The 19,035-nt window shown below is 63.2% G+C and carries 16 protein-coding genes; 5 read left to right on the forward strand and 11 right to left on the reverse strand.

The genetic code is table 11. The features are described from left to right. Positions 1–121 precede the first annotated feature (121 nt). The 3 genes from JQN68_RS13345 to JQN68_RS13355 all read left to right on the forward strand — a co-directional run bounded on the left by JQN68_RS13345 (position 122) and on the right by JQN68_RS13355 (position 3,034). Positions 122–2,500 (forward strand): peptidase U32 family protein, encoded by a 2,379-nt coding sequence (locus tag JQN68_RS13345; protein WP_225073107.1) that lies wholly within the window; start codon positions 122–124, stop codon positions 2,498–2,500. A 136-nt stretch (positions 2,501–2,636) separates the two neighbouring features. Further along, a complete protein-coding gene (locus tag JQN68_RS13350; protein WP_225073108.1) occupies positions 2,637–2,837 on the forward strand; it encodes a hypothetical protein in 201 nt (66 codons plus the stop codon). Between the two features lie 23 nt (positions 2,838–2,860). Then, positions 2,861–3,034: a hypothetical protein gene (locus JQN68_RS13355; protein ID WP_225073109.1), complete on the forward strand. Its 174-nt coding sequence runs from the start codon at positions 2,861–2,863 to the stop codon at positions 3,032–3,034. A 75-nt stretch (positions 3,035–3,109) separates the two neighbouring features. On the opposite strand, the gene JQN68_RS13360 is transcribed toward JQN68_RS13355, so the two are convergent. From JQN68_RS13360 to JQN68_RS13380, 5 genes are all read right to left on the reverse strand, one after another. Beyond that, positions 3,110–4,573 (reverse strand): B12-binding domain-containing radical SAM protein, encoded by a 1,464-nt coding sequence (locus JQN68_RS13360; RefSeq protein WP_225073110.1) that lies wholly within the window; start codon positions 4,571–4,573, stop codon positions 3,110–3,112. Then, positions 4,570–5,628 (reverse strand): nucleotidyltransferase domain-containing protein, encoded by a 1,059-nt coding sequence (locus JQN68_RS13365; RefSeq protein WP_225073111.1) that lies wholly within the window; start codon positions 5,626–5,628, stop codon positions 4,570–4,572. The genes JQN68_RS13360 and JQN68_RS13365 overlap by 4 nt, the downstream gene beginning before the upstream one ends. After that, the gene (locus JQN68_RS13370) at positions 5,625–6,647 is read right to left on the reverse strand and encodes a phosphoenolpyruvate carboxykinase (ATP) (RefSeq protein ID WP_225073112.1); all 1,023 of its coding nucleotides are present in this window, start codon (positions 6,645–6,647) and stop codon (positions 5,625–5,627) included. The genes JQN68_RS13365 and JQN68_RS13370 overlap by 4 nt, the downstream gene beginning before the upstream one ends. Before the next feature lie 740 nt (positions 6,648–7,387). Continuing rightward, positions 7,388–7,828 carry a lasso peptide biosynthesis protein gene (locus tag JQN68_RS13375; protein ID WP_225073113.1) on the reverse strand — a complete coding sequence of 147 codons (441 nt, stop codon included), beginning with the start codon at positions 7,826–7,828 and terminating at the stop codon, positions 7,388–7,390. Then, a complete protein-coding gene (locus JQN68_RS13380; protein ID WP_225073114.1) occupies positions 7,828–8,109 on the reverse strand; it encodes a PqqD family protein in 282 nt (93 codons plus the stop codon). Before JQN68_RS13380 ends, JQN68_RS13375 begins: the two co-directional genes overlap by 1 nt. 224 nt (positions 8,110–8,333) lie before the next feature. Between JQN68_RS13380 and hemL the strand changes: the two genes are divergently transcribed. Next, positions 8,334–9,644: a glutamate-1-semialdehyde 2,1-aminomutase gene (hemL, locus tag JQN68_RS13385; RefSeq protein ID WP_225073115.1), complete on the forward strand. Its 1,311-nt coding sequence runs from the start codon at positions 8,334–8,336 to the stop codon at positions 9,642–9,644. A gap of 57 nt (positions 9,645–9,701) precedes the next feature. Here the strand turns inward: hemL and JQN68_RS13390 are convergent, their stop codons facing one another. Genes JQN68_RS13390 through JQN68_RS13405 form a run of 4 tightly spaced genes read right to left on the reverse strand, consistent with a single transcriptional unit; the run spans position 9,702 to position 14,138 of the window. Further along, complete coding sequence (locus JQN68_RS13390; protein ID WP_225073116.1) at positions 9,702–10,925, reverse strand: ABC transporter permease; 1,224 nt, start codon at positions 10,923–10,925, stop codon at positions 9,702–9,704. Positions 10,926–10,943: 18 nt separating this feature from the next. After that, positions 10,944–12,200, reverse strand: coding sequence for an ABC transporter permease (locus tag JQN68_RS13395; RefSeq protein WP_225073117.1), 1,257 nt, complete (start codon positions 12,198–12,200; stop codon positions 10,944–10,946). Next, positions 12,175–12,858: an ABC transporter ATP-binding protein gene (locus JQN68_RS13400; RefSeq protein ID WP_225073118.1), complete on the reverse strand. Its 684-nt coding sequence runs from the start codon at positions 12,856–12,858 to the stop codon at positions 12,175–12,177. The genes JQN68_RS13395 and JQN68_RS13400 overlap by 26 nt, the downstream gene beginning before the upstream one ends. Next, on the reverse strand, positions 12,855–14,138 hold the full coding sequence (locus JQN68_RS13405; protein WP_225073119.1) for an efflux RND transporter periplasmic adaptor subunit: 1,284 nt from the start codon (positions 14,136–14,138) through the stop codon (positions 12,855–12,857). Before JQN68_RS13405 ends, JQN68_RS13400 begins: the two co-directional genes overlap by 4 nt. Before the next feature lie 261 nt (positions 14,139–14,399). Between JQN68_RS13405 and JQN68_RS13410 the strand changes: the two genes are divergently transcribed. Then, the gene (locus JQN68_RS13410; protein WP_225073120.1) at positions 14,400–15,935 is read left to right on the forward strand and encodes a capsule assembly Wzi family protein; all 1,536 of its coding nucleotides are present in this window, start codon (positions 14,400–14,402) and stop codon (positions 15,933–15,935) included. Positions 15,936–15,947: 12 nt separating this feature from the next. Here the strand turns inward: JQN68_RS13410 and JQN68_RS13415 are convergent, their stop codons facing one another. Next, the gene (locus JQN68_RS13415) at positions 15,948–17,039 is read right to left on the reverse strand and encodes a phospholipase D-like domain-containing protein (RefSeq protein ID WP_249621242.1); all 1,092 of its coding nucleotides are present in this window, start codon (positions 17,037–17,039) and stop codon (positions 15,948–15,950) included. A gap of 339 nt (positions 17,040–17,378) precedes the next feature. Continuing rightward, on the reverse strand, positions 17,379–18,977 hold the full coding sequence (locus JQN68_RS13420) for a DUF445 family protein (RefSeq protein ID WP_225073122.1): 1,599 nt from the start codon (positions 18,975–18,977) through the stop codon (positions 17,379–17,381). Positions 18,978–19,035: the final 58 nt, after the last annotated feature.

Here is a 19,035-nt window from a genome sequence, read left to right on the forward strand (position 1 = left end):
CACACAGCGCCCCCATGGTTGCCTTGCCGGCCTTGGCCATGCTATGGTGCGATAAATCAATACATTTCGGACCGGGCGCCTACCCGGTCTTTTTTCTTGCAAGACCCGAAAAGAGTCCATCATGTCCGACCCCGCACGCCGACCCGAACTGCTGGCCCCGGCCGGCAGCCTGGAAGCCTTTTTCGCCGCCATGGAAGCCGGCGCCGATGCCGTCTACTGCGGGCTGCAGGAATTTTCCGCCCGCGCCAAGGCGAAAAACCTGACCCTGTCCGAACTGGAAGGCATGCTCAACTATGCCCATGGCCGCCGGCGGCGCATCTATGTCACCGTCAATACCCTGATCAAGGAGGCGGAGCTGCCGCGCCTGGCGGAGGTTCTGGCGGTTCTGGAGGGTCTGGGCGCCGACGGTGTCATCCTGCAGGATCTGGCTGTCTGGCGCCTGGCCCGGCAGCACTTTCCCGGGCTGGCCCTGCACGCATCGACCCAGATGACGGTACATAACAGCGCCGGGGTGCAGATGCTGGAGCGGATGGGCTTTACCCGGGGAGTACTGGCCCGGGAATTGAGCCTCGAGGAAATTGCCGCCATCCGCCGCCGCACGACCCTCGAACTGGAACATTTCGTCCACGGCGCATTGTGCTTCAGCTTTTCCGGCCAGTGCTACTTCTCGTCTTTTCTCGGCGGCAAAAGCGGCAATCGCGGCCGCTGTGCCCAGCCCTGCCGACGCCGCTACCGGCATCGAAACCGGGACGGCTACTATTTTTCTCCCAACGATCTGTCGGCTATCGATCTGCTGCCGGAACTGGCCGCGGCGGGCATCTGCAGTTTAAAAATCGAAGGGCGCATGAAAAGCGCCGAATATGTGGCCAATGTGGTCGGCGCCTACCGCCGGGTGCTGGATACTCCGGTCAAGGAGCGTCCCCAAGCCCTGCAAACGGCCAAGGAAATGCTAAAGCAATCCTTTGGCCGCAAACCGACCAAAGGCTTTTTGACCGGCCCCACCCCAACGGATATCGCCATTCCGGCCCTGCAGGGCGCCACCGGCCGCTTTCTCGGCGAGGTCACCTTCGCCCGCGGTGACCAGCTCAGCTTCAAGACGCGGGATCGTCTGCACCTGGGCGATCGGTTGCGCGTTCAGCCGCAGACCGACCAGGCGGGCAAAGCCTTCACCATCAAGGAACTGCAGGCCGCCCGCAAGCCGGTGAAACTGGTTCAGGCCGGTGCGGTGGTGACGGTGCGCAGCCCCTTTCGGGATGCCTTCCGCGTCGGCGACGCCGTCTTCAAGGTTTCTTCGGAACAGGCTTTTACCCTCAGTGAGGCCGCCTGCCGGCGACGCCTGCAGCAGGCCGAACCGGCCCGCGAGCCCCTGGCCCTGAACGTTGCCCTGGACGACACCACCCTGCGGTTGCAGGCCACCGTCGCCGGCATCACCCTGGAGCGACAATTTTCGGTTCCAATCTACGATGCCACCGACAACCCCCTGAGCGCCGCCACCCTGCAAACGGTTTTCGAGCGCACCGCCGAAGCGCCCTTCCTCCTGCAGGACCTGCATTGCGCGCCGCTGCCGCCGGTGGTCATCCCGCCCAGCAGCCTGAAAGAGGTCCGCCGCACTTTTTATCGGGAACTGCGGCAAAGCCTGGCACAGGCCCGGGAAAGCCGCCGCCGGGCCCATCTGCAGGCCGCCCTCGCGTCCCTGCTGCCGGAATTGCCCCCGCAGGCAACCGCTTCGCCCGCCATCACCGTCGGCCTCGGCAGCCTGCGCGACAGCCATCTGCTGAGCGATGCCGAGGTGGATCGCCTCCTGGTGCCCCTGACCGCCGGCAACCTGCAGCAGGTGCCGCGGCTTGGACAACGTCTGGCCGGCCGCGCCGATGCCGTCGTCTGGGATGTTCCCTTCATCCTCTTCGATGCGGAATGGCAGGCCACCCGGGATGCCGTGCGGCAGCTGGCCGAACGCGGGTTTCACCGCTTCCGCGTCAACAATCTGGGGCACCTGCCCCTGTTCGACGGTCTCCAGGGAATGCGGCTCATGACCGGTTATCGCCTCTTCACCCTCAACAGCCAGGCGGCTTTGGCCTGGGGGGAGTTAGGCCTCGAGGAATTGACCCTCTACATCGAGGATGACCGCGACAACCTGCGGGAATTGCTGGCCCGTCCCATCGGCCTGCCGGCCAGCCTGACGGTCTATGCTCCGGTGCCCCTGATCACCTCCCGCATCGCCCTGCGCGATGTCCGCCCCGATCAGCCGGTGCTCTCCGACCGGGGCGACGCCTACCGGGTGACGCACCAGGGCGGCCTGACCACGGTCACCGCCGAGCACGATTTTTCCCTGATCGGTCGCCTCGACCAGATTGCCAAGCTCGGCTGCGCCAACCTGCTGGTGGAACTCGGCCACCTCGGCCCCTTTTCGCCGCGCGGCAAACAGGTTCTCGACGCCCTGCGGCGCAACACTCCACTGCCCGGCACCTCGACCTTCAATTTCGACAGCGGCCTGGAGTAATCCCCCTCCGGGCCGCCTTCTCCTGCCTTTCCCTGCAGCCTTCAGTCTTCAGCCTATCTAGCTGATTATTAATTTCTGCCTCACCGTCACAAAACAAGGCTCCCGCCAAATGTCGGCGTTTCATCAAGGAGGAGCCATGTCCCGATTCCGTCGCCGCCCCGGCATCATTGAAGCCTATCGCGTTGCTCATCGTACCGTAATCCCGCCCGTGGAAAATGGCTACCAGGGATTATGCATCGTCTATCCGGGCGAATATCTGTGTATCGATGAACAGGGACGGCGATTTCCCTGCCGTCCGGAGCTGTTCGCCCGCCTTTTCGAACCGCTGGACGACTGAGCCAGCCTTACAAGGAGCTTGCCATGCTCGACATCTGCCCCCTTTGCGGACGCACCAAGTGCACTCAGGATTATCCCCCCGCCCCCTGCGCCATCTGCGAGGACGAGTTTGCCCGGGAAGTGTGGCCGCAGCGCCTGGTTCCGCGCCTGCCCAGTCACCAGAGGGAAATTCCCCCGGGCCATGAAATCCGACCTTGATCGGCAGCCACAAAAAAGGGGTCGCCACCCCGGCAACCCCGCACAATTTGGCCCCTTCCGACCGGCGCCCCATCTCTAAAACCGCAGGCGCCAGGCCCGGAGGGGATGCCGGAGACAAAACCGCCGCCATTCCTTCCGCCAGTGGCTTACCAGAGCGGTATCTTCGTTCCCGGCATCGCGCAGCAATTGGCGCAGCACTAACGGCCGGACGAAATATTTCCGGATTCGCCGATAGTTCTCCAGAAACTGCTCCTCCTCCACGGCTGTGGGGTTGAACCCCGGCCGTGGCTGGTCGAGGTAGGCAAAATCCCCCCATTTTAAATTTTTTCGTTGGCCTTCAGTCAGCCCCTCGAACAGAGGCGTACCCGGCAACGGCGCCATGATGGCCGCCGACAAGACCTCAGGGCGAATGGCACGAATGAAGCGCAGATTGTCGGCCATGTCGCGGGCCGTTTCTCCCGGCAGACCAAACATCATGTTGGCATACACCCGCAGCCCGGCGGCGCGGGTCCGGCGGGCCGCAGCCAGGTTCTGGGCCACACTGGTATTCTTGCCAATGGCCTGCAACAACCGGTCGCTAGCCGTTTCAAAGCCGTATTCCACCTGGATGCAGCCGGCTGCCCGCATCTCCCGCAACAGTTCCGGTTGCGCCTGGTCCGCCCGCAGGCAACAGGCCCATTGCAGACGTCGATGCCAGCCGCGTTGTCGAATGGCAAGGCATAAGCGCTGCAGTCGATCCTCGTCGGCGGCAAAGGTCTCGTCCTCGAACAACAGGCCGTCGATGGCATATTCCCCCAGGGCCTGCTCCATCATGGCCAGGATATAGTCCACCGAATGGAACCTCACCCCCGCTCCGGCGGTCAGCGGAGCGGCACAGAAACGGCAGGCATTGGGACAGCCGCGCGAAGTGCGCAGGTTGAGCACCCGCAAGGGCAGCCAGCGAATCAGCCAGCGGCTGCGAGCGGTGTAGTAATCCATGGTACACAGATCCCAAGCCGGCGGCGGCAGCCGATCCAGATCGGCGCAGGCCGGCCTTGGCAGCAGCTTGGCGGGACCAGCCGTGGGCCGCAGCAGCAGACCGGCAATGGACGCAGCGGAGCCCTCTTGGGCCACCTCCAACAGGGTCCATTCCAATTCGCCGACCACCGCCCCGTTCAAATCCGGGCAGGCCGCCAGGGATTCTTCCGGCAGGGCGGTGGCATGGGGCCCGGCCAAAAGCAGCGATGGGCCGGAACCGAGGACCGAACGAACCAGACCGGCCAAACGAAAGGTTTCTGCCGCCGCCGCCGAGGGGGAGAAAAAGACCACCTGCTCCGGAGCGAAGTCCCGCAGTGTGCCACACAGCCGGGCATCGGCCGCGGGCCAATCAAAACCGGTTGCCGCCAGCTCCGCCTGCCGGTCCAGCAGCCCCACCGGGTGCCCATGCCGGCGCAGCAGGGCGGACGCCTGGGCCGCTTCCGTAGGGACGATGGAATACAGAAAAACGCCGCGCGGCCAGGAATCGGCCGGCGGCGTCGGACAAATCAGCAGCACCCTCATGGCGCATCCTCGCCGGGGCTGGAGAGAATCGCCCCCTGATCGTTGGCCGGAAGCCGGACGGGACCACCCCCTTTTAGGTATTGCCGAAAGAGATTTTTGCGCAAACCGTCGCCGCCGCGCGGCGACAATCCCCGCATCACCAAGGGCGGCGACAACAGCCACCGACACCAGAAGGGGGGCGGGGTCAGCCCCAGGCGTCGGCCCACAATAGGCGCTTCCGGGCCCTCGAACAGGGTTGCCACCAGCCAGCAGGCCGTAGCCAGCACCCGGTTGCTGCCGGTGCGTCCGGCCCGCTCGGCCAGCCAGAGAAGGTTCATGGCTTCACCCCGACGCAGCAGTTGCAACAGGTCCACCAGAAATTTGAGGCGATCGAACTGGTGCCCGCTGCCGGCATGCACCGCTGCCAGCAGCAGGCGGCCTTCATGACCAAAGCCCCCGGCATCATCCAGCAAATCGTCCAGAACGACATGAACGCCTCGATGCAGGCTGGGCGAATTGACCAGGTTCCAATGCAGTTCGACGCGCAGGCTGACCCCGGCCACGGCCAATTGATAGACCTCTTCGCCGTAAGCGGCGGCATGCTTGAGGGGGCCGTCGCTGTGCCGGGCGCAACCTTCCTCAAGCAGCACCCGGCCGGCGCGGGCGAAATCCTCCGGCCGCACCAGCAGATCGATATCGGTAAAACTGCGCAGGGCAGGGCGGGGATAGAGCTGGTCCGCGAAATCCGCGCCCTTGAGCAGCAAGGCCGGCAAACCGGCGGCTTCAAGGGCCCGGCACATCCGCAGACCGTAAGCGCGCAGCAACATGCCGCGGGCGGCATCAATGCGCACAACTGGGGCCAAGGCCCGGATTGCCGCATCGCGCCAGCAGACCGGCCAAACCTCTGCGGATGCGCCTTGCAGGTTGGCCAGCACCGTGCCGTGCACCCCATGAAAAAGGGCCCGCCGGCACAGTTCTTCCGCCGACAACCGCGGCACCCAGCCGCTGCCGGCAGGGGGTCTGACCCGCCCCTCGGGATCGCTGAGCGCCAGCAGGACCCGATCGGGGGCGTTCATACCAGGACCTCACCCTCCAACACCGACTGGATCACTTCCGGCAAATCGGCCAGATCCGGCCCCACGGACAGGCCAAAGCAGGGCGTACTTTTGCAGAGTTCGGCCAGGGTTTGAAACATGGCGCCGCCGGGACCCTCTGCCAGGGGTTCGATGACCCGCAGGTTGCCCTGCAGCAGGCGCGGCAGGACGGCAAGGCCCGACAACGGTTGGAGGCGATGCTCTCCCGCGCTGCGGGGTTGCAGCAGAAACAGGGCACGAATCGGATATCGCACCCGCGGATCGGCGCCGGGCAGATCGCGGAACCGCACCCGCCATTCATCGCTGTTCGGCAGCTTGCGGCTGGGCAGGTGACGCAGCTCCGGCAGGAGTTCGAAGGTCTTTTCATGCACCTTGCTGGCGCGCGGCAACCCCCAAAGCTGAAAACAACCGTCCGTTTTGGACAAAAAACCGGCATCGTCGCAGATCAGGGGCCAGCCCTGACGGGCCAGGGCCAGGACCGAAGTGGTCTTGCCGGCGCCGCTGGCGCCAAAGAACATGACGCCATGGCGGCCTCCGGGCAGCACATTGGCCCCCGTATGCAGCAGGTACATGCCGCTGCCAGCCAATAGCTCGGATAACAGGGGGATCAGGGACTGAAAACCCCATATTCCCCACTTGCCCCGCACCACCACGGCCTCCGCGGTCTGTTGCCGCAGGTCATAGCGGGTGACCGCCACATCCTCCAGCAGGTTGACCCGCTGCCCCGTGGGCCGCACCAACAGCCGCATGGGCACCCCGCCTTCCGGGGTCGCGGAGAAGGTCTTCGGATAAGACTGTTCTTCGATATCCGGCAACTGCCCGGCGTACTCCACGGTGCGACCGCGCAACACAAAAGCCCCTTCATCAGCGTTGAGGGAAGGATGATGCGCAACACGAAAAAATCCATCCAACAGCGTTTCCACGGCCTGAAGCAGGCCCTGGTCCTCACTTTCGACCCGGAGCGACTGAGAATGAAGCGAAAAATATCGGGTTTCGAGCATGACAACACACGGCAAGAGAAGAGCGGTAATTGAAACAAAGCCGGTCCGTGCCCAGCTACGGCACGGACCGGCCTTGGATCAACGAAAAGTATTCGTCCTCGATAAGTGCTATCGATCGTCGCCGGAAACAATCATGCTGCCCCCGGCAGTGACTTCCTGCAGAGTTTCACCCGGATGGAGCAGGGGCGGTTGATAACTCTGTTTTTGCGACGCTTGCTTTTCCATGGGCAGCTCCTTTTAAAAGATGTCGACAAAGTCAGCTGGGCAGCGGCTCGCCCGAGGTAATCATTGCCATTTCGGTGATGGCCTCCAGCAATTCCTGCCTTTCCAGACAGGGCGCCTGGTAGGCTTGTTTCTTGGTTTGGTTTTCCATGCTAACCCTCCCATTAATTATTTCGACATTTCTCCGGACACAATGGGTTGAGTACCCTCCACCACCTCCGCCAGGAGGTCCAGAGTCGTCAACGCCGGCGTCTGATAATCCCGTTTGGTCTGCTGCGCACTCATTTTTTCCCTCCTTGCTTATGCTTATTCGATTATCACACCGGAGACACTCTCGGAAATTTCCGTTATTTCGGCGAGAGTTTCCTGCTTTTCCAGTTCCGGCGCCTGATAATCCTGTTTGCTTTCCTGCATAATCTCCCTCCCTGAAAAAGAACTTGAATTTTCCACTCCCAGCTCAAAACTACCTGCTTTCAATCCGCAAGATCCGATGGAACAACGCTGAAATGACCGATTGTTCAGCCCCGCACAAACATTGTTCTGAATTCCGTCTCATTGTCAACACTAAATTGCACAAAAGTCCGCATGCGCGTACCGGGCAGGGACGGCGCCGTGATGTTTTCACCGTTCACCGTGACCCAGCAGTGGGCGTGGAGACGTCGGGGATCCATGCTGGGCGGCGCGATGGCAAAATGCATCAGTACCGGCCGGCCGGCCAAGCGCAGAAAGTGACCCATGGTCAGTCCCAGACGATAGCAGGCTCGGCGCTTCATCCAGCGCGGGCGGCGCAGGGCGGCATGTACCAGTACCGAGAGGGTTGCAACCGGCACACGCCGGTAGGGTTGCCATTTGGGACCGGCAATCAGCAATCGCACCAACCGCGGAAGAGACAACCAACGATCCAGCAAAGGTATGGCGAGGGTCACCAGGCGGATATGGAGGCGCAGCAACAAATGCATCAGCCACACCGGATCAGAGCAGCTTCCACCAGCCTGGAAGACAAGTGCCGCAAATCCTGCTCGAGTCGGTCCCGTTCCACCTCGAACTCGGCATGCACGGCATCCACCAGTTCGGAAAATGAACGCCGGCCATCCATCAGCTCCAGAAATCGCCGGGTGGTAAGATTACAGGTAAACAATTGGCCGGTGGTCAGCTGCAGGATGACGGCCGGCTCATTTTCGCCCATGTCCTGCCAGGTCACATCCGGTTGCAGCTGCAGAATCGCTGTGTTGGAAATCATGGTTTACCTCATAAAAGATGCGTTTGCCTGGCATGGACATGCAGCAATCCAGGCCAAGCCAGGCTTGAGAACCTTGGATTGGGCCAGCATAATGTATCGACCGGCCAATGGCAACCGAAACAGTGTTATGGGTGGCGGGTCCTGCTTGACAGTCCAAGGCAGCTGTGTTACGCAGAAACAAGGATTTTCCGCAGGTTGGCTGCGCTACCGGACAGGGGGTGATCATGATCCAGCAACAATCGGCCAAGCTTTTCGCCAAAGCCCAACAGGTCATTCCCGGCGGGGTCAACAGCCCGGTCCGCGCCTTCAAGGCCGTCGGCCGCCAGCCGATCTTCATCGAACGGGCGGAAGGCTGCCGGTTGTACGATGCCGACGGCAATGCCTATATCGATTATGTCGGCTCCTGGGGGCCGATGATACTCGGGCACGGCCATCCCCAAGTGGTGGCGGCTCTGCGGGCCGCCGTCGGCCGCGGCACCTCCTTCGGTGCCCCGACGGCCCTGGAAACGGAATTGGCCGAACTGGTCTGCGCCGCCTATCCCAACATCGAACGGATCCGCATGGTATCGTCCGGCACCGAGGCGACCATGAGCGCCATCCGCCTGGCCCGCGGTTACACCGGCCGGGACAAGATCCTCAAATTCGAGGGCTGTTATCACGGCCATGCCGACAGCCTGCTGGTGAAAGCCGGCAGCGGCGCCGCAACCTTCGGCGTACCAAGTTCTCCGGGAGTACCGGCGGACTGCGCCCGCCATACTTTGACGGCGCCCTTTAACGATCTGGAGCTGGTCCGGGAACTGGTCGCCGCCGAGAGCCGCGCCATCGCCGCCATCATCGTCGAGCCGGTGGCCGGCAACATGGGCTGCGTGCCGCCCGAGCCGGGTTTCCTCGAGGGCCTGCGGCAGCTCTGCGACGAGCAGGGCATGGTGCTGATCATGGATGAAGTCATGACCGGATTCCGCCTCGGCTTGGGCGGCGCCCAGCAACGCTATGGGGTGCAGGGCGACCTGGTCTGCCTGGGCAAGATCCTGGGAGGCGGGCTGCCCGTCGGCGCCTTCGGCGGCCGCCGGGAGATCATGAGCCTGTTGGCCCCGGAAGGACCGGTCTATCAGGCTGGAACCCTGTCCGGGAATCCCCTGGCCATGAGCGCCGGACTGGCGACACTGCAGTTGCTGCAGGAGGAGGGCGTCTACCGGCAACTTGAGGAAAGCAGTGCCTATCTGGCCGAAGGCCTGCGGCAGGCCGCTGCCGGCACCCCCCACGCAACCTGTCTGCAGCGCGTCGGCAGCATGTTCTGTTGCTATTTCCAGCCCGGGCCGGTAGCCAACTTCGCCGAGGCCTGCGCCAGCGACACTCCGGCTTTCGCTGCCTTTTTCCGGCTCATGCTGGCGCAGGGCATCTACCTCGCGCCGTCCCAGTTCGAAGCCGGCTTCGTCGGTCTGGCCCATGACCGCGAAGCCCTGGATCGGACCATCGAAGCTGCCGCCAAGGCCTTCGCATGCATTGAAAGCCAGACCGCCGAAACCACCGGCTGAGGGCGGCATGAACCAACAGTTTTTCTTCAGCCTTCGGACTTCCGCCTTCAGCCTGCCTTATTCACTTTTCAGCACATCGAGAATTTCCACCTGCGCCGCCTGCCAGGCCGGGTAGGCACCGGCCGTCATGCCCAGCAAAGCGGATCCTGCCAGCGCCCCTAGAACCAGCCAGACATCCAGGACCATGGGCAGTTTGGCGAAATGACAGACCACCCCCACCAACAGCAGGGCCAAAATGACGCCCAGCAGGCCGCCCAGAGACGCCATCAGCGAGGCTTCCAGCAGAAACTGGCGCAGTATATCCCGCCGCCGGGCTCCCACCGCCCGCCGTACGCCGATTTCCAGCCGCCGGGCCCGCACCAACAACACCATGATGGACAAAATGCCCAGACCGCCCACGGCAAAGGAGATGGTGGAACTGATCTGGCCCAGGGTCCGCACCAGGGCCAGGGCCTGCTGCTGCAACTGAATGGTGTCGGCAGCGGTGAGCAGGCTGAAATCATCCTCCTGTCCGGGACCAATGTGGTGCCGCCGCCGCAAGATGACGGTCGCCGACTCCTTGACCGCCTCGATATCGGCGTTGCCGGCCAGTTGCAGATAGACGCCGGTAATCCAGGTCTGGTTGGCCATGCGCCGCAGATAGGTCGAGAGGGGCACGAAGACCTGCTCGTCCTGATCGGCGCCGGCGATGTCGGCACCCTTCTCTTCCATCACCCCGACCACCCGCAATACAGAACGCCCGATGAGCACCTGCTGGCCCAGGGCACGGGACGGGCTGCCGAACAGGCGTGCGGCGATGTTCGCCCCGAGTACGCAGACCAAGGCCCGTTGCGCCTCATCCTCCCACATCAGGAAGCGTCCAAGTTGGGGACGGAAATTTCGCACGGTGCTGTAAACCGGTAGGGTGGCCACCACCTGGCAGGTGATTTGCGTACGGCCGAACCGGATTGGCCGGGCGGCACTGACGAAGGGCGCCGCCAATCGGGCCGAAGGCAACCCGTCCTGTAAAGCCCGGGCGTCCTGCAGAGTAAAAGTGGTCGCCTCCTGGCGGACGCGACCCGCCGGACTGGAGGGACGAAAGGCAACCTGCCCGGTACGAGCCATGAACAGGTTGCTGCCGAGCTTGGCGGTTTCCTGCTCTGCCTTGAGCAGCATGGCGCGGGAGATGTGCTGGACCCCGGTCAGGGCCAGGGCGCCCAGCAATACGCCAACCATGGCCAGCAGGGTGCGCAGCCGATGGGCCTGCAGGGACGCCAGAGCAACTTTCAGACTGAACCACATGCCGGCACCTCTGCTCCTTTATCGGCCGCTGTTTTTGAGAACGTCCATGGGGGCCAGAGAGGCCGCCTGGCGGGCCGGCCGCAGGGCAAACAGAAGACCGATGGCCAGGGCCGCGGATACGGACCAGAAAAACACCTTCCAGGAAAAATGGATCTCCAGTATTCCCAAGCGCGCCAGCAACTGGCCGAAACCTATCCCACCGACCATGCCCAGCAGTGCACCGACCAGCGTCAGGCCGATGGCCTCCAGCAGGATTTGCGAGAGAATCGCGCCGCGTTTGGCTCCCAGAGCCTTTTTCAGGCCCAATTCCAGGCGTCGTTCGTCGATACTCAGATAAAACAGGTTGGCCAGTACAAAACCACCGACCACCATGCTTACCAAAGCGGTGACACCGAGGAAAACCACCAGCCCGCCCTTGAACATGGCCAGAAACTTGAGAATTTCGTCCGCCGTCAGAATGGTAAAATCATCCGGATCCGTCGGGCCGAGTCGATGCAGATGCCGCAACAGACTACGCAGGTTGGCCACATGCTGCGGCATGTTTTCGGGCGAGTGGAATTTGATGCGCAACGCGCGAAAGTACTGCCGATCAAGGTTGAAGCTTCGCGTCAGGGTGGTGATGGGCAGAATGACGCGCTCATCCACCGCACCGCCACCCCCCGATACCCCCCGGTAACTGAGGCGGCCGACGATCTGTACCGGCATGCGTTCCAGCAGAACGGTATGGCCGACGGGGGACTGATCCCCGAACAGCTCTCTTGCCGGCGTATCGCCGATGAGCATCACCTTGGCGCTTTGGGCCAGATCCTCGGCGGTCAGATCCCGCCCCTCGCTCAACGGCCAGTTCCAAGCCCGGGCGTAACCGTCCGTGGAGCCGATGGCGATAGGCAAACGGATGACCCGATGGCGATGACGCAGGGTCAGGTTGGTTCTGGCCCGCATCGGCACCACCAGGTAGACCCCGGGAAGGGAACGCCGGATGGCTTCGGCGTCCTGATAGGAGAGAGTCAGGGTGCGCTGTCCGACCGCCCGGGTTTCGATGTTGCCGCCGAACACCAGCACCGCGTCGGGACCGAACATGGCCACCATCTCCCGGGCCTTGCGATCGGCCCCATCCACCGCCGCAACGATCACCGTCAGTGAAGCGATGCCCAGAGCAATGGCGGCGATGACGAACAGGCTGCGCAGACGATAGGCCCACAGCGCCCGGCCGGCCATGCCGGCGATGCGCCCGGCCAGGCGCCAGGCTTTAACCTTCGCGTAGTTGCCCGTCATGCAGCAGTATCTCCCGTTGCGCGTGGCTGGCGGTGGCGGCATCGTGGGTGACCAGCACCAGCGTGCGCCCCTGCTGATGGATATCGCCGAGCAGCTGCAGGATTTCGGCGCTGGTGGTCGAGTCCAGCTGTCCCGTAGGCTCGTCGGCCAGCAGCACCTCGGGATCGTTGATCAATGCCCGGGCCAGAGCCACCCGCTGTTGCTGACCACCGGAAAGTTGTCCGGGGCGGAAGGTCATGCGGTCGGACAGGCCAACCTGATCCAGCAGCTCCTCACCCCGCTGTCGCAACCTGCGGCCGGTCTGCGGCCCGTACAGGCCGGGCAGGACGACATTTTCCAGGGCGGTGATATAGGGCACCAGGTAAAAGGTCTGAAAGATGAAGCCGAACATCTGGTTGCGCAGCTCGCTCAACCGATCATCGGGCAACCGGGCCACATCCTCGCCCTGCAACAGGTAGCGGCCCGCCGTCGGCCGATCCAACAAACCCAGGATGTGCATCAGGGTCGACTTGCCGGAGCCGGAGGTGCCGCGCAGGGCAATAAATTCACCGGCCGCCACCTCCAGAGAGATGCCCTTCAGCACCTCGACACGCAATTCGCCCTGCTGGAAATGCCGCGTTATCTCCTGCAACCGGATGAGGATCGGGGAGGCATTCATCGCGGTCCCCGTCCGCCACCGCCACCGGCACCGCTGCCGGGTCGCGGTCCGCCGCCCGCAGCGGCGCGGGCCGAACCCAGTTCCACCTGGGTGGCGACCCGCTGGCCCTCTGCCAGGCCGCCCAGAATTTCACTGTATTGGAGCCCGGTCAGGCCCAACTCGGGCTGCAGTTCCCGGACGGCACCCGCCGCATCGACGGCGAACACCACCTGCCGTCCGTCCACCCACTTCAGAGCCATGTTGGGCAGGCGCAGTACCTGGGCCTTCTCCGCCACCACGATCTGCACCTGAGTGGTCATCTCCGGCCGCAGCCACTGGGCCTGCTCATCATCGATGGCCACCAGGGCCCGATAGTAGACAATGTTGTCGCGAATCTCCGGTTCCGGATAGATTTCCGCTACGGTCCCCGGGAAAATCCGGCCGGGATAGGCGTCCACCCGGAACTCGACGGCCTGGCCGTGGCGTACCCGTCCGATGTCCGTTTCGTCGACGTAGATCCACATCTCCAGGCGCGAGGGATCGAGCACCGTGATCAGGTTGGCCACCTGCAGCCCGGCGACGATGGTTTCGCCCTCCTGGGCGGTAACCTGACTGACGACACCGGCGATGGGACTATGGATCAGGGTATAGGAGGCCCGCACCCGCAATGCTGCCAGGCCGGCGCGAGCCTGCTCCAGGACCTGCTCCGCCTTGCGCGCCTGGTCGAGGTACTCCCGGCGTTCGCGCTCCAGAGCGGCCTGCAGGGCGGCCTGGCGGCGTTGTTCCACTTCGGCCCGTTGCCGGGTGTTCTCCAATTCATCCCGCGACACCACGCCGCTGTCGGCCAAGGCGGTTATGCGCAGCAGATTTCCGGCCTGGTAACGAGCCTGAGCCTCGGCCAGGGCCAGGTTGGCTTCGGCTTCCCGAATCCGCAGAGGGTAAACCTGTCGGATTCGAGACAACTCCGTTTCCGCCCCCTGCAGCGCGGCTTCCGCCTCCCGCACCTGGGCACCGATCTCGCGATTGTCGATGCGGGCCACCAACTGCTCCTTACGCACTTCATCGCCAACCTTGACCAACATCCGGTCGATGGTTCCCGTGGCCCGAGCACCGATTTTGACAATCGCCCCAACCTGGGCCTTGACAATGCCGGTCTGCTCCAGGACCTGGCGTACGGTGCCCCGGGAAACAACTTCCGTGGCCAGCACCCGAATTTGGTCATCGCTGCGATACCAGCGCCAGGCAAAAAACACGGCCGTCGCCAGCACCAGCGCAACACCGACAAGAATCATCCGCTTCATGACCCCCCCTGACCCGCAACCAAGTTTCAATCCTCCCTCAACGGCTTCAGCATAGCCTCATGCAGGAATTTCGGCAAGCCGTCACCACCTAGTCAACGGCCGCCGCAACCGGCCGCCAATCATAACCAAGAAACATTGACCGCATTCCATTTGCAATTCATCATCATTTGTGCTAGACAGGCGCCATATCTTGTCCTATTCCATTCCATGACTCATCCTGGCTTGCCGGGATACCCTGCCAAACAATGGAGGATTGTGGCCATGTTCCGTCCATGGGCCCTCGTGCTGTTGGTGCCGATTTTGCTGTTATCCTTCACCCCGGTCCTGGCCGCGCCAAGTCCGGCCATTCCCCTCTCCAGTTGGGTTTATCCGGCCCTCGACAAACTGACCGGCCTGGGGCTCATCGAATCCTCCCTGCAAGGCAACCGACCTTTTTCCCGCGCGGAAGCAGCGCGTCAAACCGACGAAGCGACGCAACGCAGTCGCGACGCGCAAGTTGCCCCCGTTGCTAGGGAACTGTTAGCCCGACTCCAACAGGAATTCCACCATGAATTAGGGGAGTTGCAGAACCCCGAGACACCCGCGGCAAGTTATTTCAAGCCGATTCGGGAGATGCGTCTGGACTACCTGTATCGGGAGGGCGCCGATTCACCCTATCCTCAAACCAATGCTTCACAATTTGCCCTGCTCACCAATCGCGACGGTCTCGACTACCGTACCGGACACAACAGCGAACTGACCCTGGTCGGCGATGCCCGCTGGGGCCGCTGGTTGTCGGTCGACTGGCGCCCCCTGGTACGCCTTCAGGAAGGTGATGGTGCCAGTCTGCGATTTCGGCAGGGAGTCGTCGCACTGGGACTAGGCCCGGTACAGCTGAGCGCCGGCCGACAGCCGCTCTGGTGGGGCCAGGGACGGCACGGCAGCCTGGTCCTCAGCAACAACGCCGACCCGCTGGACCTGGTCCGGCTGCACAACCCGTCACCGGTGGAACTGCCCTGGATTCTCAAGTATCTGGGACCTTTCCAGTTCGATATGTTCGCCGCCCGCCTGGATAATGATCGGGAGGTGCCGCGACCCTGGTTCGGTGGCTTGCGCATCGGCTTCAAGCCCTGGCACTGGCTGGAATTGGGCATGCATCGCACGGTCATGTTCGGCGGCAAAGGCCGACCGGATATCGGTTTCGACGACTTTTTGACCATCATCGGCGGCCAGAACCTCAGCGGCGACGACGATACCAGCAATTCCCTGGCCGCCTTGGATTTTCGGCTGAAGCTGCCCTTTTTGTGGAACGCCGAGCTGTATGGAGAATATGGCGGCGAGGACGAAGCCAAAGCACTGGGCATCCTCCCCTTTGTGAGCAAAACCGCTTACCTGGCCGGGATTTATCTGCCGCAAATCGAGCCGAGCGGCCGGTTGGGGCTGCGCCTCGAATACACGGACACCAACCGCAACAACGCCTGGTACCGGCACGGCATCTATAGGTCCGGATATACCTACGAGAAGAAAATCCTGGGACACCATCTCGGGGGTACGGGCCGCGGCTATTTTGCCGAATTGAGCGCCTACCTCAATGAAGGGCTCAGCCTGAGCCTGTCCTTCCATCACGCCGACCGCACCCCGCCGGGCCTGCCGTCGGAAAGGCATTACCAACCCGCCCTGGAACTGTCCTGGCAATATGCGCCGGAAATGCTTTTACGACTGCGGTACGCCTGCGACCGGGTGCACAATTTCGCTTTCCAGGACAACGACTCCCGCACCCTGCACCTGGCCGAAGCAGGCCTGGCCTGGAGTTGGTGAGGGGGGAATCCATCACAAGGGCTCGTCGGAACCGGTTCGCTGCCTTACCTGGGAACTGATCCAGGCCAGCAGAGCCTGTACCCGGCCCCAAAACCATTCAGGCCAGCGGCGGTGCCAGGGCCGCCGCAGCCAGTCGGCCAGGTCGATTTCCAGGCTCCGGGCGAAATCCTCCTGCAGCATGGTTTCGACCTGCTCGGCCAAATCCGGATCCTGGGCTTCCTGATTGGCCTCCAGGTTCCAGCGGTAGTTCCAGGCATCGGCATTGCTGGAACCGAGGCTGACCCAGTCGTCGCACAACAACAGCTTCAAATGGGAAAAACGCGGCTGATACTCGAAAATCCGCACCCCGTGACGCAGCAGGCTCTGGTAATACCGGCGCCCCATGTGGCGCACCGAGGGGTGATCGGTGAACGGCCCCGGCAGCAACAGGCGGACGTCACAACCGCGTCGGGCCCCCATTCGCAACGCCCGCGCCAATTTCCAGGACGGCATGAAATAGGCGGTCGCCAGCCAGACCCGTTGCCGGGCTTTGCGAACTTCCCGAACATAGGAGCGCATGATTTCCGAACGCGCCACGGCCAGGGGCTGAGCCGCCACCCGACCCAGGCCACCGCCCACGTATTCCGGCGTCGAACACGGTGCGCAGGCGGCCAGAGGGAAGGGGGCCCAGCGGTTCCAGATGCGGGCAAAGAGGGCATGCCAATCGGCCACGCAGGGACCGCGGATCTCCAGCATGGTGTCATGCCACCAGGTCTCCGGTCGTAGATCAGGGTCGAAATCGTCCGTCAGGCCGGCACCGCCGGTAAAAGCCACCTCGCCGTCGACCACCAGCAGCTTGCGATGATCCCGAAACAGATTGCGCCCCCAGCGGGCCAGTCTCAGGGGATTGTAAAACGCCAGATCCACACCACTGCTGCACAAGCGTTCCCGATCGCCCTTCTGCAACCCCATCGCCCCATAGGCATCGAGCAGGAGGCAAACCCGCACGCCACGCTGCGCTGCTGCCGCCAGCAGCAAAATGAACCGCTCCATCAAGGCGCCCGACTCGCACAGGTAGAACTCCAACAACACATAACGCCGGGCGTTGGCGATGGCACGTTCCATGGCCGGAAAAAACCCATGGCCATCGATCCACAGCCGATACCGGTGCCCGGACCTGGTTGGAAAACGGTAAGCGCGGTGTTTTTTCATCCCTCCGCAGTCCTGTTGGAAAATCGACGAGTAACTGTTCGGCCAAGGGTCTCAGGGCATCCATGCCGAGGGTGTCTGCGTCCGGCTGCCGCCAGGCAAGCCCCAGGGATGGATTCATGCGGCCCTCGACCTGGGGGCGCGGGACCCTTCTCCGCGACCGCCGACCAGTTGCATCGAGGCTAACCGATCCGGGCGGCGCGACCCTCCCGGCTTTCAGATTATAACCGACCTGGCCCGGATCGGCTTCCCCCTTTACAGCCAGAGCAGCAGCAACAGATTGACCAGACCGATCAGCCCCCCAAGCAGGGCTCCGAACAGGTTGATATACTTGAATTGTTCCTGCATGATGCCCAGCAGCAGCCCCTCGACCTCGAGGATATCGAGACCATTGACCTTATCCTCAACCATGGATCGCACATCCAGGGATTCAACCAGGGCCGGGACCTCCTTACGCAGCAACTCCGTCAGTTGTTGACCGAGCGCCTCTTCCAACTCGGCCCGCGCCTCACTGGACATGCGCGCCGACAGCCTGCCCAAGGGCCGCCGGTAAAGCCATTCCTGGGCCAGCACGGCCAATTCTGCCTCCACCACTGCCCGAGCCGTTGGAGAGCACAGCACAGCCAGCAGGCGCTCTGCCAGGGCCGCCTGGCCCCGCTCCAAGCCACCCTCCGGCAGTCCGGCCGCCAGCAACTCGCCCAGGGTCCGACCGCGAACACTGGTCAGCAATTGATCCAGTACAGCATCCGCCAACCGCCCTCCTGCGTCCCCCCGCACCAGGACCACCACCCGGGCCCGCAAGGCCCGCTTCACCCGGGCAATCCGGCCGTAGGGGACTCGGGCCAGCAAATCACGCACCGGCCGGTCCAAAAGACCTTCCAGGCGCTGCCGCAGCAACTCGGCAATCTGCTGCCTTGTCTGCTCCTCTGCAAGAAATGCGGACAGTTGTTCGGCTCCCCGATCCAGCAGACCGGGCAGATGACGGCTGATGGTCTCCGGTTTCAGAAAGCTGCTCACCAGACCGGACAAACCGCCCAGGGAGGCGATGAATTTCTGAATCGCTTCCTGTGCCCGTCGCAGCAGCCCTTCGCGGATCTCAGGTTGCTGGAGCATGGCCACCAACCGTTCCAGCAGAGCCGGTAGCTCGGCCTCAAGTCGATCCAGCAGCCCGGCGACCAGCTCCGCCGGCAGCCAGTCACGCAGACTGGCATCGGAATCGAGCCATTGGCTGAGCTGTTCATCGAGCATGTGGGCTGCGGCCCGGCCCGTGGCCGCGGACTGGATCCATTCCTTGGCCAGCCGCCGCAGATGATTTTCTACCAGCAGACGTTGCTGCGGGGGGAGCAAGCCGGCCACATCCCGAGACAGCAGCCGTTCACCCCGCTCCTGCAGCCAGCAACGCAGGCGCTGGGCGAAAACCGGGCTTTCCAGATAAAGAAACAATTCCCGGCTCAGTTGCCAACGCAAACGTTCCGCCAATTCATCAAAGCGGACCCGGAAACGTTCCGGCACCAACTCCGCCGCCGGTCCCAACTCGCGATGCAACAGGGCATCGAGCCGATCCGCCACCGCCATGCGCAATTCACGGCGAAAGGCGTCCCGTTCCAGAGCCCGCCCCACCTCCTCGCCGGTCACCAGATGGCTGCCGACCATCTCCCCGATGCGCATCGCCAATTCGCCCCGCTTGGACGGAATGATGCCCGGGGTCAAGGGCAGGCGCCACTTCCAGATATACCAGGGCCGTAAAGGGCGAAACAGCATGCGAATGGCAATGGTGTTGGTCACGTAACCGATAATGGCGCCGAGCAGGGGCGGAGCCAGCCAGGACAGAACCCGAACCAGGGCAGGAGTCATAATTCTTTCTCTTTCTTCAGCGACGATAAAAATCCGGGTCCGCCTGGCAAACGAGCGG

Source organism: Desulfuromonas sp. CSMB_57, assembly GCF_020194955.2.
GTDB lineage: Bacteria > Desulfobacterota > Desulfuromonadia > Desulfuromonadales > Syntrophotaleaceae > JAFCIY02.

Coding starts and splice junctions, on each gene's coding strand:
- JQN68_RS13345 (WP_225073107.1), top strand. CDS start 122: ATGTCCGACCCCGCACGCCGACCCGAACTGCTGGCCCCGGCCGGCAGC.
- JQN68_RS13350 (WP_225073108.1), top strand. CDS start 2,637: ATGTCCCGATTCCGTCGCCGCCCCGGCATCATTGAAGCCTATCGCGTT.
- JQN68_RS13355 (WP_225073109.1), top strand. CDS start 2,861: ATGCTCGACATCTGCCCCCTTTGCGGACGCACCAAGTGCACTCAGGAT.
- JQN68_RS13360 (WP_225073110.1), bottom strand. CDS start 4,573: ATGAGGGTGCTGCTGATTTGTCCGACGCCGCCGGCCGATTCCTGGCCG.
- JQN68_RS13365 (WP_225073111.1), bottom strand. CDS start 5,628: ATGAACGCCCCCGATCGGGTCCTGCTGGCGCTCAGCGATCCCGAGGGG.
- JQN68_RS13370 (WP_225073112.1), bottom strand. CDS start 6,647: ATGCTCGAAACCCGATATTTTTCGCTTCATTCTCAGTCGCTCCGGGTC.
- JQN68_RS13375 (WP_225073113.1), bottom strand. CDS start 7,828: ATGCATTTGTTGCTGCGCCTCCATATCCGCCTGGTGACCCTCGCCATA.
- JQN68_RS13380 (WP_225073114.1), bottom strand. CDS start 8,109: ATGATTTCCAACACAGCGATTCTGCAGCTGCAACCGGATGTGACCTGG.
- hemL (WP_225073115.1), top strand. CDS start 8,334: ATGATCCAGCAACAATCGGCCAAGCTTTTCGCCAAAGCCCAACAGGTC.
- JQN68_RS13390 (WP_225073116.1), bottom strand. CDS start 10,925: ATGTGGTTCAGTCTGAAAGTTGCTCTGGCGTCCCTGCAGGCCCATCGG.
- JQN68_RS13395 (WP_225073117.1), bottom strand. CDS start 12,200: ATGACGGGCAACTACGCGAAGGTTAAAGCCTGGCGCCTGGCCGGGCGC.
- JQN68_RS13400 (WP_225073118.1), bottom strand. CDS start 12,858: ATGAATGCCTCCCCGATCCTCATCCGGTTGCAGGAGATAACGCGGCAT.
- JQN68_RS13405 (WP_225073119.1), bottom strand. CDS start 14,138: ATGAAGCGGATGATTCTTGTCGGTGTTGCGCTGGTGCTGGCGACGGCC.
- JQN68_RS13410 (WP_225073120.1), top strand. CDS start 14,400: ATGTTCCGTCCATGGGCCCTCGTGCTGTTGGTGCCGATTTTGCTGTTA.
- JQN68_RS13415 (WP_249621242.1), bottom strand. CDS start 17,039: ATGGAACGTGCCATCGCCAACGCCCGGCGTTATGTGTTGTTGGAGTTC.
- JQN68_RS13420 (WP_225073122.1), bottom strand. CDS start 18,977: ATGACTCCTGCCCTGGTTCGGGTTCTGTCCTGGCTGGCTCCGCCCCTG.